Below are 13,497 nucleotides of genomic sequence, written 5' to 3'. Positions count from 1 at the left end.
TCTATCGATAAAAGGGCTTTGTAGTTACCAGAGAGGTCGATAATGGCCGAACACACCACCCGGGCACTTAGTGAGGTGCTTGACCACCTGGAAAAATCGATCCAAGGGGAAAAAGTGAGGATCGCGTCGCTGGTGGACGAACTCGGCCATCACTCTTTTGCCTCGCTGATGTTGATGTTCGCCCTTGTTTCGGCTTCCCCGGCCAGTTCGATACCCGGTATCACCGCAATGGTGGCCGCCGTCGAGTTCGTACTCATCCTGCAGATGCTTCTGGGCAGAACGTGTCTCTGGTTACCCACCTTCATTTCACGTAAAACCCTGTCCGCCCGCAAGCTTTGCACGGGGGTCAACTGGTTGCGCAAGCCGGTTCATTTCGTCGAGCGGTTTCTCAAGCCGCGCCTGGTGGTTTTCATCAAACCACCGTGGCTTTACCTGTCGCTCGTGCTTATCCTGGCCGTCACTCTCTTCATGCCGTTCATGGAAGCCATTCCGACCTCGGGCTCGATAGCGTCTGCGGCTATCGCCTGCTTCGCGGCAGGGCTCTTGACCCGGGACGGGTTGCTGGCCATGGTGTCGATAGGGTTTCTAGCGGCGGTGCCTGTCATGATCTGGTCGGTGGGTTTCAGTGGGTAGGCCGATAACTTGCGGGGCATCAAAGCCAAGCTTGCGATGTTTAGGGCAAGCATTTTCGATACGAATATCGTAGTCTCAAGCAGCTGTTTTATTTTTTTCCGGAGAGACCCGATGAGCGTTACCCTTCAAGAAAGCAATGCACGCATGAGCCAGGTGGCCATCCACAACGGTACCGTTTACCTGGCAGGCCAGGTACCGGGCGACGCCACAGCGGACATGCGCGGCCAGACCGAGCAGGTGCTGGCGCGTATCGACACGCTGCTGGCCCAGACCGGTACGTCAAAAGAGCATCTGATCAGTGCTCAGGTATGGGTCACCGATATGGCCGAGTTCGATCAGATGAACGCCATCTGGGACGCCTGGGTCGTGCCGGGCCGCCCACCCGTACGTGCCGCCACGGAAGCCAAGCTCGCCAAGCCCGAGTTCAAGGTCGAAATCATGGTGATTGCGGCACTGCCAGAGGCCTGATAGGCGAGGGTGTCTCGAGAAGTCGTTTCTTCTTGTCTGAAAAACTGGATCACATCTTGAGACACGCTTGGAGGCAGCGCCTGTAAGCGCTGCCAATGCGCTTGCGACTAATGCCTGTCGTTGCACATCAAGAAGGCAGTTACCCGGCCGACTACTTAGGCGCTAACCTGGCCGCTTTTCATGAACGGTTTTCGACAGGGCACAGGATGAGTAAAACGGGTTTTTATTGGCACGAGCGCTGCTTCTGGCACGACCAGGGGGCCATTGGCGTGTTCTCTTCAGCGGGTGAATTTTTGCAGCCCCAGGCCGCCTCAGAAAGCCCCGAAAGCAAACGCCGGCTCAAGAATATCCTCGAGGTCAGTGGGCTCATTGACGAGCTTTACGTGGTGAAACCGCCTGCAGCAACGCTCGAGGATCTGGGTCGTTTTCATACCCCGCGCTACCTGAATGCGCTGCAGGCGGGTGACAAGGCATTAGGTGGTGACGGCGGCGATTGCGCGCCGTATCGCCCGGGAAGCTGGGCGGCAGCCACTCAATCCGCAGGGCTTTCGATTGCTGCTGTAGAGGCGGTGGCCACTGGCGAAGTCGAGAACGCTTATGCCCTGTGCCGCCCCCCGGGCCATCATGCCGAAGCCGACCAGGGCCGGGGGTTTTGTCTGCTTGGCAATATTCCAACAGCGGTGATGCGCGCCCGAGCGCTTGGCCAGGTCAACCGGGTGGCGATCCTCGATTGGGACGTACACCACGGCAATGGCCAGCAGGCGGCGTTCTATGAAGAGGCGAACGTGTTGACCGTCTCGATCCACCAGGCGGCCAACTACCCGCTGGAAACCGGCACCTTCGAAGAGCAGGGCAAAGGCGCCGGAGCAGGGGCCAACCTGAATCTGCCGCTGCCGCCAGGCTGTGGTATCGGCGCCTATGCCTACGCCCTGGAGCGCCTGGTTCTGCCCGCCATTGAGGCCTTTGCGCCGGAGATGATCATTGTGGCCTGCGGCTATGATGCTTGCGCCAAGGATCCGCTGGGCAAGATGCTGCTCAATAGCCAGGCCTTTGCCGACATGACCGCCCAGCTCAAGGCCCTGGCCAAGCGCTGCTGTGACGGCAAGCTGGTGCTCGTACATGAAGGCGGCTACTCGGAAGGTTACGCGCCGCTGTGTGGCCACAGCACGATCCAGACCCTGGCGGGCAGCTCTATCACCGTACCTGACCCACAAAACGATGAAATCGCCGCCTGGGGGTATCAGGATCTACAGCCGCATCAGCGGGCACTGATCGATGGCTGGCAAATAGACTGGGAGCGTACAACCCGATGACACCGCTTTATGATCGCGATGGCTGGATCTGGCAGGACGGCGAATGGCTCGAGTGGCGAGATGCCAGGATGCATCTGCTTACCCATACCATGCACTATGGCATGGGCTGCTTTGAGGGCGTGCGGGCATATTCGGGGCCGCACGGCACCCATCTGTTCCGTGCGGACGAGCACACTCGTCGTCTGGCCGAGAGCGCCCACGCGCTGGATATCCCTCTGGCGTTTAGCGAAGAGGAACTTATCGACGCCCAGCGCGCGTGCTTGTCCAGGAATAACCTCACCGATGCCTACCTCAAGCCCACAGTATTTCTCGGTGCCGAAGGGTTGGGGCTTCGTGCTCAGGGGCTCACCACTCACGTGATGATCGCCGCCTGGGATCTCGGGCCGTATATTTCACCTACCGCCGCGAGCCACGGGCTGCGGGCGCTGACCTCTTCCTGGGCGCGGCATCACGTCAATATCAGCCTGTGTCGCGCTAAAACCAGCGGCCATTACGTCAACTCGATGCTGGCGCTGAATACCGCCGTGAAAGCGGGCTTCGATGAAACCATCATGCTTGACCCGGAAGGCTACGTGGCCGAGGCCTCGGCGGCGAACGTCTTTCTGCTGCGCGATGGCGTGCTGCATACGCCGGAAGTGACGTCGTGCCTGCAGGGCATCACCCGGGATAGCGTGATTCAACTGGCGCAAAAGGAGCTGGGGTTGGAGGTGCGCGAGCGCCGGATAACCCGTGACGAGCTGTATATTGCCGATGAAGCGTTCGTGACCGGCACGGCGGCGGAAATCTTGCCACTCAGAGAGCTGGATGGCCGCCATATTGGCACCCGGGCTGGCGTCCCGGCACTGGGCGAGCCGATTAGTGGCGACAGCGTGACGGGTAAGCTGCAACGCCTCTACCGCCAGGCGGTGCGCGGTGAGCTGGAGGCCTTCCAGCACTGGCTGACCCCGGCGTAAGGCGGGGTCAGCAAAAGGGCGAAAGCATGGGTGATGCTTCAGGCGTCGCCCTGAATCGCCCGCTCTAGAATGGCCAGTTGGCCGGGCTCTAACGCATCGGCCACCGCCGTTACGCGCAGCACGTGCCCCAGCGCCGGATGCGCCGGGCGGGCAATCAACCGGCCTGCTTCGAGAAGCTCACGATTGACCTGCTCGGCCAGTGCGCTGCTGGAAAGACGTATACCGACAAAGTTGGTCGCGCTGGGCAACACGTCGGCACCCAAAGCGCGAAAATGCTCGGCGAGCTGTTCACGCCGCGTCTTCACATCGCGAATGTGCTGGTTCACCTCATCCATATGATCGAGCACTACCTCGGCGGCGGCCTGGGTGAAGGCAGAGACCGCGTAGTGAATACGCACCTTCATCATCATGGCCAGCACAGCGGGGTCGGCAATGGCATAGCCGATGCGCAGCCCCGCCAGGCCGTGCGCCTTGGAGAGAGTGCGCAGGCGAATCACGCCGGGCAGCGCCCTGGCAGCGAAGTCGCTGCCCGCATCGTCGCGGAAATCGCCGTAGGCCTCGTCCAGCAGCAGCCAGCAGGTGTCGGGGAGCGCCGCGCGAAGTTTCAGCAGGTCGCTGTCGCCATGCAGGTGCCCGCTGGGGTTGTCCGGGTTGGCCAGGTACACGAGCTGGGCGCTTTCCCGATGCGCCGCCGCGGCCAGCGCTTCAAGGTCCGGGGCGAGTACCCCCGGCGCCTCATGGTAGTTGGGCTCTACCACTCGGCACCCCTGCCCTTGGGCAAAGTAGCCAAAGGTGGGGTAGGTGCCGGCGGTGCTCACGACGGTATCGCCGGCCATGCACGTGGTGCGAAGTGCCAAGGCGATGAGGCTGTCAGCGCCGGCATCCACCAGCATCTCTTCGAGCTTGATACCTTGCTGTTCGCTCAAGCGTTGACGCACGCCCAGCGCCTCGGCATCGCCATAGCAGTAGGCGTGCTCGATGGCGGCGTCGCCGAAATGCGCGCGCAGTGCCCGGTGGGGCATGTCCAGACCTTCGTTGGAGCCCAAGCGGTAGGGGATCTCGCGGCCGATGCGCCGCTCCAGTACTTTAATGCCGGGAAAGGGATTGACCGGGCCTTCGCCGATAAGGTGCTCGGGGTAACGGGGCATAACAGGTTCCTAAATTAACAGCTGACAGTCGGTCGTGAGGCGTCATGTTGGGTGCGCGCCTCGATGAGTACTTTACCGCGATTGAGCAGCCCGTGCGGATCGAGGGCTTTCTTCAATGTGTGCATCAGCTCGATTTCCGCCTCGTTTCGACAGCTTTTCAGCCAGGCCCGCTTCTCCAGCCCAACACCGTGCTCGGCGGAGATGGACCCGCCCAGCGCCGTCAGCGGCGTATAGACGAGTTCTTCCACGGCGTGGCGAATTTCGGGATCATGACTGCCTGCGCAGATCGAGATATGCAGGTTGCCATCGCCCAGGTGCCCAAATACCGCCAGGCGGCTATCCGGCCACTGCGCTTCAAGGCGAGCTTTCAGTTCATCGGTGTAGCGCTGCATGTCGGCAATCGGCAGGCTGACGTCGAAGGTCAGTACCGGCGTCAGGCCTTTGACCAGACCCTCGATATCTTCCCGAATCGCCCAAAGGCCTTCGCGCTGAGTGCTCGATTGAGCGATGACAGCATCGACAATCAGCTCCTCCTCCATGGCCTGCTCCAGCGCTTCGCGAAGCTGCGTCTCGACCAGGGCGTCGTCGCTGCCCAGACACTCGATGATCACGTAATAAGGGTGTTCGGCGGCAAGGGGCGGGGTGTGCCGGCCCAGGGTTTCGGTCAGCAGGTGGTAGTAGTTGTGCCACATGACTTCAAAGGCGCCGAGCCCGCCGCCCAGCGCTTTGCCCATCTGACCCAGCAGCGCGGTCAGGGCCTCGAAAGAAGGGCAGGCCACCATCGCGGTGTGTTCAAAGGGCATGGGTGGCTGCAGGCGTAGTACGGCGCGGGTAACGATACCCATGACCCCTTCGGTGCCGATGAAAAGCTGCTTCAAATCGAAGCCTGCGTTGTTCTTGAGCATATGATTCATCGAGCTGACGATGCGCCCATCCGCCAGCACGGCCTCCAGCCCCAGCACTTGCTGGCGCATCATGCCGTAGCGAATTACCCGAACGCCACCGGCGTTGGTGGCGATATTGCCGCCAATGGTGCAGCTTCCTCGCGCCCCCAAATCCAGCGGAAACTGTAACCCCGCCTCTAATGCTGTTTCCTGTACGCGCTGAAGCGGCACGCCTGCCTGAACGGTCAGCGTGCCGCCTATCGAATCGAGCGACTCGATGGCCGTCATGCGTTCAAGTGAGATGACCAGCTCCTCAGGGCTTGACTGGGTGCCGTGAACCAGCCCGGTCAGCCCGCCATGGGTCACCACGGGCTGCTTGAATTCGAAGCAGGCGCGCATCACTTTAGAGAGTTCTTCGGTATTCGCGGGGCGAACGATCGCCCCCGCATGGCAGGGCGCGCCAGTCATCCAGTCCTCCTGGCGGCTGGTCACGTCACTACCGGTCAATACATGGCTTTGCCCCACGAGTTCGTGCAGAGCCTCTAGACTTATCTTCATTCATGTTCCTTTCAATGGATGGTCGCTAGGCGCTTTCAGCGACCGGCGCCTCGCGGCCGGGTATGGCGTCCAGCAGTGAGCGGGTATAGGCCTCGCGCGGGCGTATGAAGATCTGCTCGGCGCTGCCTTGTTCGACAATACGGCCGTGCTGCATGACCACGATGCGATCACAAATCTGCGCGGCGACGCGTAAGTCATGAGTAATAAACAAAAGCGAAAGTTTCAAGCGCTGCTTGAGTTCTTCGAGCAGTTCCAGCACCTGGGCCTGAATGGAGACGTCCAGCGCGGATACCGCCTCGTCTGCCACGATCAGCTCTGGGTTGAGGGCCAGCGCCCGGGCGATACCGATGCGCTGGCGCTGGCCGCCGGAGAACTCATGCGGATAGCGTTCCACGGCGCTGGCGCCCAACCCCACCATATCCAGCAGCTCACCCGCCTGCTTGAGCGCTGCGGCCTTGGGGGTCCCGTTGGCGATTGGCCCTTGCGCAATGGCCATGCCGACCTTGGTCCGGGGGTTGAGCGAGGCGTAGGGGTCCTGAAAAATCATCTGCACCCGGTGGCGCTCACGACGCAGGGCATCGCCTTTAAGCTTGGTGAGATTCACGCCATCGAGCAGCAGCTCACCGTCGTCCGGGTGCTCCAGGCGAACCACGCAGCGCCCCAGCGTCGACTTGCCCGAGCCGGATTCACCCACGATGCCCACGGTTTCGCCGCGAGCCAGCGTCAGCGACACATCGTCCAGCGCGCGTACTTCGCGGGCTGGCTTCAGCCATCCTCCACGGGAGCGAAACACCTTGTTGAGGTGCTTGATATCCAGCAGCGGGGTCGTGTCGTTGGGCTCTCGATGAGGCGGCACCGCATTGCTCGGGATCGCGGCAATCAGCGCTTTAGTGTAGTCATGCTGGGGGTTGTCGAGTACTTCCCGGGCCTCGCCGATTTCCACGATCTTGCCGTGACGCATGACGCAGACGCGGTTGGCAATTTCGGCCACGACGCCAAAGTCGTGGGTGATGAACATGACCGCCATGCCCCGGCGGTGCTGAAGATCACGAATCAGTTCAAGAATCTGCGCCTGAGTGGTCACATCCAGCGCCGTGGTCGGCTCATCGGCAATCAGCAGTACCGGCTCGAGCGCCAGCGCCATGGCGATCATCACCCGCTGGCGCTGCCCGCCGGAAAGCTCGAACGGGTAGGCCCGAATTGCTTTTTCTGGCTGGGGAAGTCCCACCTCTATAAGGAGTTCCAGCGCGCGCGCCTGGCGCTGTTTGGGGGTTAGCTGACCGTGGGCCTCGAAGACTTCGGCGATCTGCGCGCCCACGCGCATCAAGGGGTTGAGCGCGGTCATGGGCTCCTGAAAGATCATGCCGATCTTGAGCCCGCGCAGCGCCATGTGCTGCTTTTCCGTCAGCGCCAGCAGGTTCTGCCCTTCGAACAGCACCTCGCCGTCGACGGGGCGTATGCCCTTGGGCAAAAGGCCCATCACCGTATTGGCAGCCATCGACTTACCTGACCCGGATTCGCCCACCACGCACATGATCTCGCCGCGATTCACTTCGTAACTGACGTCTTCCACCGCCAGCGCGCGGTCGGCGCCTTTGGGCAACGCAACGCTCAACGCGCGGATGCTGAGTACCGGTTGCGCATCGACTTGTGTGCCGCTCGATTCCGTCATGTCCATCTCCTAGCGCTCGCGGGCAAGTTTGGGGTTCAAGGCGTCGTCCAGTCCTTCGCCCACCAGATTAAGCGCCAGCACGGTCAGCAAAATGGCAACGCCGGGAAAGAAACTGAGCCACCAGGCCTGGCGGATCACGGTGCGCGCCGCCCCGATCATGTAGCCCCAGGACATCACGTTAGGATCACCAAGGCCCAGAAACGAAAGCCCGGACTCCAGCAAGATGGCCGTGGCCACCATGAGCGAGGCCAGCACGATAATCGGTGAAAGCGTATTGGGCAGAATCTGCTTCAGAATGATCGTGGTATTGGATTGACCCACCAGCCGCGCGGCCTCCACGTATTCGCGGTTACGCAGCGACATGAATTCCGCGCGCACCAGGCGTGCCACCGGCGGCCAACTCACCAGTGCAATGGCCAGCACGATCGAAGCCACACTGGGCTGCATGATGGCGACCAGTACAATGGCCAGCGCGAAGTTGGGAATGGTCTGGAAAAACTCGGTAAAGCGCATCAACACATCGTCGATGAGCCCGCCGTAGTAGCCCGCCAGCGCCCCCATCGGCACGCCGATCAACAGTGCCACGCTGGTCGAGACCAGGCCGATCAGAAGCGACACCCAGGCACCGTGCATCAAGCCCGCCGCCACGTTGCGGCCCATGGTGTCGGTTCCCAAGGGGAAGCCGTCCTGGGCAAGCGGCGGCAAGAAGGGCCGCTGCACCATCCGCCAGGGGGATTCGGGAAACAACAGTGGCGCCAGTAGGGCCATGGCGATAATCAGCAACAAGATGATCAGACCCACCAGCGCCCCGCGGTTTTGGGCAAAGCGTGCAAAAAAGCTCATGAGGCCCCCTTGATGCGCGGATCCGCCAGGCGGTACACCAGATCGGTCATGATGTTGAACACGATGACCAGCGCCGCGGAGAAAAAGAAGATACCCAGCAAGAGGTTATAGTCACGCTGCTGCAACGCCTCAAACATCAGCCGGCCGATACCGGGCCAGGCAAACACGGTCTCGGTCAGGATCGCCCCGCCCACCATTTGCCCCGCCTGCAGACCGGCCAGGGTAATAATGGGCAGCAGTGCGTTACGCAGCACGTGACGGCGCTGAATGATGCGCGGCTTCAGCCCTTTCGCTCGGGCGGTCTTGACGTAGTCCTGCTGGCTGGCGTCCAGCATCGAGGTGCGCGTCATGCGCGTGTAAATCGCCATGAAGAAAAGCGCCAACGTCGTGGCGGGCAACACTAGGTGCTTGGCGACATCCAGCACCAGCGCAAGGCCGGTGTGACCAGCGCCGACGGTGTAAAACCCGTAAGCGGGAAGCCAGCCCAGGTACACTGAAAAGACCAGCACCGACATCAGCGCCATCCAGAACAGCGGCGTGGCGTAGAACACCAGCGCGAGTGCCATGATTAGCGAGCCTGACGGCTTTTTAGCCCGTGAAGCCGCCATGGAACCGGCCACGATACCGAGCACCAGTGAAAGGATAAAGGCCGTACCGGTAAGCAGTAGCGTAGCGGGAAGCCGCGCCATGATCAGATCGAACACCGGCACCCCCAGGCGGTAGGAGTAACCGAAATCGAGCATGGCGATGCCCGATACGTAGCGCCACAGCTGTACATACATCGGTTGATCCAGCCCGAAGCGCTCGCGCAGCTGGTCGAGAAACGCCTGATCCGCCGCGCCGGCTTCACCGGCCAGAATGGAGGCCGGGTCACCCGGGGCCATCTGAATCAGAAGAAAGTTAAATATCACGATAAGAAACAGCACGATGAGGGCTTTAAAAAGCCGCATGGCTATCAAGCGGGCATACACCATAATCAGATTCCTGACGTGTCAAAACGCCCGAGTGGTAAGCGCCACCCGGGCAGGGCCTGACCTAGCGGTCTAACCAGGCATCTTTAAAGCCGTCGTTCACACCCACGGCGGACGTAACGAGATCCTTGACGTCGCAGCGATAAAGCGTGGGAAAGCCCAGCTCCATCAGCCAGCCAACAGGTACGTCTTCGTGCAGAATTTCCTGTACCTGCTGGTAAAGTGCCTCGCGCTCGGAATCCGGGAAAGCCGTGGCGGCCTGGTCGAACAGCTCATCGACGCGCTCGTTTTCGTAGCCTTCCACGTTGTTCCAGGGCGAGCCCTTGGCGATGTTATCCGAGAGGTAGGTACGCGAGATGCCCAGGGCCGGGTCGCCGTACTGGAAGAGATAGGTGAAGGCCAGATCATAATCCCAGTCGCCCAGGCGCTGATTCCAGCCGCCTACGTCGGTTGCCTGGGTGCTGACGTTGATGCCCACTTCCCGCAGGTTCTGCTGCACGGCTTCGGCCCAGCGGGTCCAGGTTTCGCCGTAAGGCAGGGGAAGAATCGTGATCGGCTCATTGTCGTAGCCCATTTCGTCGAGCAGCTCACGGGCACGGTCAGGATCATGATCGTAAGGTTCCAGGCTGTCGTCCTGAAAGCGCGCATTGGAGCCAAAGGCCGACAGCGGCACGTTGCCCAGCCCGTTCCAGAGTACATCGCGGGCAAATTCGCGGTCCATGGCGTACATCACGGCCTGGCGAAAGCGTTTGTCGGCGGTGGGGCCTTCACGGTTGTTCATCCAGAGCATGGCGTAGGGGCTGAAATACTCGTGGCCCTGCTCGGTCACACAGACGTTATCCATGGCGGATAGCCGTGGAATATCGAAGTTTTCCACGGTGCCGCTGGGCAGCACGTCAACCGTGCCATTCTCGAACGCCACGGCCCGCGAGCCGCCGTCCGGGATGATGTGCCAGTTCACGCCATCCAGGTAGGGCAGACCCTCTTCGTAATAGTCATCGTTTTTGACCAGCTCGATGACCGTGCCACGCTCCCAGTTGGCAAACTTGAAAGGCCCCGTGCCGATCGGGTGGTCGTTGTGCTCGTTGTTGCGAAAGTCGGTATCGGCGTAGAGATGTTCCGGCACCATGGTGAACGTGCCCGCCTCGAACGAGAGCAGAAATGGCCCGAACGGCTCGACCAGCGTGAAGACCACGGTGTGCTCGTCGGTGGCTTCGATACTTTCGACGTGTTCGAGCACGGCGCGGGCGCTGGGGTTGAGCTCGCGATGAAACACATCCGCCGAGAACACTACGTCATCGGCGGTGAAGGGCTCGCCGTCGTGCCAGGTCACGCCTTCGCGCAGGTGAAACGTATAGACCCGGCCATCTTCGCTGGTCTCCCAGGATTCGGCCAGTTGGGGCATGGGTTCGAGGTCGGTAGTGTAACGAAGAAGACCTTCGTAGATGTTGCCCGCCACGGTGCGCGTCGGCGCATTCTGGATCATTCCCAGTACAAGGCCCGGTGGCTCGGGTTGAATGATCGTATCCACCGTGCCGCCGGCTTTCGGGTCATCTGCGTTGGCGGCGGTGGCAAGGGCCAGCGTGGCCGCAGAAATGGCCAGAGCTAAAGGGTTCTTCATGGTTCCTACTCCTCGGTAATTCACGTTCATGACGTGTTATTTGTCGTTTTAGCGAGCGAGGCGTGGTGCTGGTAAGCCCGTTGGGTATGTTTTTTTGGGGGCCTTTTTTGACCATAGCACCGCCCATTTGAACTGTCGACAGTCGTCAGTCGTTTATCGACAGATGACGATTTTGCGTCATACTGCACGTCAGCAATGGTTCCAAGAGAGATGTCTATGGCCTTGACTCCTGTGGCTCCCGAGGCCTTTATCCAGCAGCGAAACCTGGTCGAACAAGTTGCCGACTATTTGACCCAGGCGATTATCAATCAGCACTTTTTACCCGGTGAGCGCCTTTCCGAAGTACAGCTTTCCAAAGACCTGGGCGTCAGCCGTGCACCGGTACGCGAAGCCGCCCGGCTGCTGGAAAGCCGCGGCCTTCTGGTGTCTCGCCCCAGACGAGGCTTCTTTGTCAAGGCGCTGGACGCCGCAGAGCTTGCCGACGTGTTCGATTTACGCCTGTGCCTGGAGCGCCACGCCATTCAGCGCCTGGCCGAACGCTACCGCCCCGAAGCGCAGTACGCGCTCGAGCGGCAGGTGGACGTTCTGTGCGCAGCCGCGCAAAGCGATGACGGCACCCGTCGTATCGAGGAAGACCTGCAGTTTCACCGCCTGATGCTGCACTACGCGGGCAACGAACGCTTACTTCGCACCTTTGACGGCCTGACACATGAGCTGCGACTGTGTATTACGCTGATCACCAAGACCCACACAACCCCGGAAACCATCGCCACCAGCCATTTCCAGCTACTCGAGGCGCTGGCCAGCAAAAGCGCACCAGCCTGCCTGGAAGCCATCGACTACCATATTGGCGTGGCGAGGGATTTCGTCGTCAGCGGCCTGAGCGAGGCAGGGGAGCCCCCGGTTTAGCCCTGCACGGCGATAGGCAGTACAACCATTTTAAAGCGGCAAAGGAGCAAGTTGATGAAGACGTTTTACCACGAGGACCAGGGGCTTCATCAGCCGCAAACCTATTTCTCCCGCGGCAAGATGCGCACCCCGCAAGAAGTGGCCGAGCGCGCCACACACCTGCTGGCGGCCGCCAGAAAGCTCGGGTTCGAGGTGGCCGCGCCCAAGGATTACGGCGTGGCGCCGCTTCGGGCGGTGCATTCGCTTGCCTACCTGCGCTTTCTGGAAAGCGCCCATGCCCGCTGGCATGATTTGGGGGAGGACTGGGGCGAAGAAGTCATCTCGAACATCTTCGTGCGCTCGCCCAACGCCTTGAAGGGCATTCTGGCCGAAGCCGCGCGCTACCTGGCCGACGGCAGCGCCCCGGTGGGCAAGCATACCTGGCACGCCGCCTACTGGTCCGCGCAAAGCGCGGTAGCCGGGGCCGAGGCGCTGCTCGAAGGCGAGCGCTTCGCCTATGCGCTCTCGCGCCCGCCGGGCCACCACGCCGGCATCGACTCCGCGGGCGGTTTTTGCTTTCTCAACAGCGCCGCCATCGCCGCCCAGCACCTCACCAGGCGCTACCCGCGCATCGTGGTGCTCGATACCGACATGCACCACGGCCAGGGCATTCAGGAGATTTTCTACCAGCGCGACGACGTGCTCTATATCTCGATCCACGGCGACACCACCAACTTCTACCCGGGGGTCAGCGGCTTCGAGAACGAACGCGGCGAAGGGGCCGGGCTTGGCTACAACCTCAACCTGCCCATGCCCCACGGCTCCTCCGAGGCGGTATTTTTCGAGCGCATGAATGAAGCCTGCCAGGCCATTCGCCTGTTCGAGCCGGATGCCCTGGTGCTGTCGCTGGGCTTCGATATCCACGAGCAGGACCCCCAGGCCAAGGTAGCGGTTTCCACCGAAGGCTTTGGTGAGTTGGGCCAACAGGTGGCTGGCCTTAATCTGCCGACGCTGGTGGTGCAGGAGGGCGGCTACTACCTGGAGGGGCTGGAAGAGAATGCGGTGAGCTTTTTTGAAGGGCTTTTGGAAAGAGAGCAATAAGCCGAGCTAACGGTTGCCCCCTTCGAAGAAGAAGGGGGCGTCCAGGTCGAAAAGCAGGATAACTTCTACGCCTTTACCCCCAACATCGCTGCGCTAAAAGACGTCGCCCAGTTGCTTATCGCCTACCCTGACGACGGTCTAGCGCAAACCCCGCCGCCCGCGCCTCTACGCCGGTAACTTCAACGCTAAGGGCGTGAAGCTGGCCCTCGACGGCGGTGCCATCCATTTACTACTCCCCGACATCGAATGGCTCACCCAGCACGCCACACCGCTGCACCAGCCCGCCGGGCAGTTGCCGTATCAGCGGCGATTGTGGCAACTGCACGTTAGCCTTCCGCCGGAGCAGCCGGTTCGGCCTTATCTAGCGCTGTTGGAGCAGCAGCGGGGATTGTTGCAGCAATGGTTTGAAGGGGAGGTGGAGTGTGTGAGGCTAGTGCAATTGCC

12 protein-coding genes are annotated in these 13,497 nt (G+C 61.3%); 6 read left to right on the top strand and 6 right to left on the bottom strand.

Annotated features, from left to right (window positions below):
• Positions 1 to 42 precede the first annotated feature (42 nt).
• The 4 genes from ACWF8S_RS13760 (at position 43) to ACWF8S_RS13745 (ending at position 3,367) form a co-directional block, all read left to right on the top strand.
• The gene (locus ACWF8S_RS13760; protein WP_447553930.1) at positions 43 to 633 is read left to right on the top strand and encodes an exopolysaccharide biosynthesis protein; all 591 of its coding nucleotides are present in this window, start codon (positions 43 to 45) and stop codon (positions 631 to 633) included.
• A gap of 111 nt (positions 634 to 744) precedes the next feature.
• Positions 745 to 1,101 carry a RidA family protein gene (locus ACWF8S_RS13755; RefSeq protein WP_447553929.1) on the top strand — a complete coding sequence of 119 codons (357 nt, stop codon included), beginning with the start codon at positions 745 to 747 and terminating at the stop codon, positions 1,099 to 1,101.
• 206 nt (positions 1,102 to 1,307) lie between these two features.
• Positions 1,308 to 2,414, top strand: a complete 1,107-nt coding sequence (locus ACWF8S_RS13750) for a class II histone deacetylase (protein ID WP_447553928.1) — start codon at positions 1,308 to 1,310, stop codon at positions 2,412 to 2,414.
• The gene (locus ACWF8S_RS13745) at positions 2,411 to 3,367 is read left to right on the top strand and encodes a branched-chain amino acid transaminase (protein ID WP_447553927.1); all 957 of its coding nucleotides are present in this window, start codon (positions 2,411 to 2,413) and stop codon (positions 3,365 to 3,367) included. The genes ACWF8S_RS13750 and ACWF8S_RS13745 overlap by 4 nt, the downstream gene beginning before the upstream one ends.
• A gap of 38 nt (positions 3,368 to 3,405) precedes the next feature.
• Here the strand turns inward: ACWF8S_RS13745 and ACWF8S_RS13740 are convergent, their stop codons facing one another.
• The 6 genes from ACWF8S_RS13740 to ACWF8S_RS13715 form a co-directional block, all read right to left on the bottom strand.
• Positions 3,406 to 4,515 (bottom strand): pyridoxal phosphate-dependent aminotransferase, encoded by a 1,110-nt coding sequence (locus tag ACWF8S_RS13740; RefSeq protein WP_447553926.1) that lies wholly within the window; start codon positions 4,513 to 4,515, stop codon positions 3,406 to 3,408.
• Between the two features lie 14 nt (positions 4,516 to 4,529).
• The gene (locus ACWF8S_RS13735; protein WP_447553925.1) at positions 4,530 to 5,957 is read right to left on the bottom strand and encodes an FAD-binding oxidoreductase; all 1,428 of its coding nucleotides are present in this window, start codon (positions 5,955 to 5,957) and stop codon (positions 4,530 to 4,532) included.
• 25 nt (positions 5,958 to 5,982) lie between these two features.
• Positions 5,983 to 7,629: an ABC transporter ATP-binding protein gene (locus ACWF8S_RS13730; protein WP_447553924.1), complete on the bottom strand. Its 1,647-nt coding sequence runs from the start codon at positions 7,627 to 7,629 to the stop codon at positions 5,983 to 5,985.
• A gap of 9 nt (positions 7,630 to 7,638) precedes the next feature.
• Complete coding sequence (locus tag ACWF8S_RS13725; protein ID WP_447553923.1) at positions 7,639 to 8,472, bottom strand: ABC transporter permease; 834 nt, start codon at positions 8,470 to 8,472, stop codon at positions 7,639 to 7,641.
• A complete protein-coding gene (locus ACWF8S_RS13720) occupies positions 8,469 to 9,446 on the bottom strand; it encodes an ABC transporter permease (RefSeq protein ID WP_447553922.1) in 978 nt (325 codons plus the stop codon). The genes ACWF8S_RS13725 and ACWF8S_RS13720 overlap by 4 nt, the downstream gene beginning before the upstream one ends.
• 61 nt (positions 9,447 to 9,507) lie before the next feature.
• Complete coding sequence (locus tag ACWF8S_RS13715) at positions 9,508 to 11,064, bottom strand: ABC transporter substrate-binding protein (protein ID WP_447553921.1); 1,557 nt, start codon at positions 11,062 to 11,064, stop codon at positions 9,508 to 9,510.
• 216 nt (positions 11,065 to 11,280) lie between these two features.
• On the opposite strand from ACWF8S_RS13715, the gene ACWF8S_RS13710 reads away from it, so the two are divergent.
• Together ACWF8S_RS13710 and ACWF8S_RS13705 are read left to right on the top strand one after the other, a co-directional pair.
• Positions 11,281 to 11,973 (top strand): GntR family transcriptional regulator, encoded by a 693-nt coding sequence (locus ACWF8S_RS13710; RefSeq protein WP_447553920.1) that lies wholly within the window; start codon positions 11,281 to 11,283, stop codon positions 11,971 to 11,973.
• 54 nt (positions 11,974 to 12,027) lie between these two features.
• Positions 12,028 to 13,053, top strand: a complete 1,026-nt coding sequence (locus ACWF8S_RS13705) for a histone deacetylase family protein (RefSeq protein ID WP_447553919.1) — start codon at positions 12,028 to 12,030, stop codon at positions 13,051 to 13,053.
• Positions 13,054 to 13,497 lie beyond the last annotated feature (444 nt).

The sequence above is a fragment of the Vreelandella xerophytica genome (assembly GCF_968048975.1).
This window is presented reverse-complemented; position numbering and strand designations above follow the sequence as displayed.

Coding starts and splice junctions, on each gene's coding strand:
- ACWF8S_RS13725 (WP_447553923.1), bottom strand. CDS start 8,472: ATGAGCTTTTTTGCACGCTTTGCCCAAAACCGCGGGGCGCTGGTGGGT.
- ACWF8S_RS13705 (WP_447553919.1), top strand. CDS start 12,028: ATGAAGACGTTTTACCACGAGGACCAGGGGCTTCATCAGCCGCAAACC.
- ACWF8S_RS13715 (WP_447553921.1), bottom strand. CDS start 11,064: ATGAAGAACCCTTTAGCTCTGGCCATTTCTGCGGCCACGCTGGCCCTT.
- ACWF8S_RS13740 (WP_447553926.1), bottom strand. CDS start 4,515: ATGCCCCGTTACCCCGAGCACCTTATCGGCGAAGGCCCGGTCAATCCC.
- ACWF8S_RS13720 (WP_447553922.1), bottom strand. CDS start 9,446: ATGGTGTATGCCCGCTTGATAGCCATGCGGCTTTTTAAAGCCCTCATC.
- ACWF8S_RS13735 (WP_447553925.1), bottom strand. CDS start 5,957: ATGAAGATAAGTCTAGAGGCTCTGCACGAACTCGTGGGGCAAAGCCAT.
- ACWF8S_RS13710 (WP_447553920.1), top strand. CDS start 11,281: ATGGCCTTGACTCCTGTGGCTCCCGAGGCCTTTATCCAGCAGCGAAAC.
- ACWF8S_RS13750 (WP_447553928.1), top strand. CDS start 1,308: ATGAGTAAAACGGGTTTTTATTGGCACGAGCGCTGCTTCTGGCACGAC.
- ACWF8S_RS13745 (WP_447553927.1), top strand. CDS start 2,411: ATGACACCGCTTTATGATCGCGATGGCTGGATCTGGCAGGACGGCGAA.
- ACWF8S_RS13755 (WP_447553929.1), top strand. CDS start 745: ATGAGCGTTACCCTTCAAGAAAGCAATGCACGCATGAGCCAGGTGGCC.
- ACWF8S_RS13760 (WP_447553930.1), top strand. CDS start 43: ATGGCCGAACACACCACCCGGGCACTTAGTGAGGTGCTTGACCACCTG.
- ACWF8S_RS13730 (WP_447553924.1), bottom strand. CDS start 7,629: ATGACGGAATCGAGCGGCACACAAGTCGATGCGCAACCGGTACTCAGC.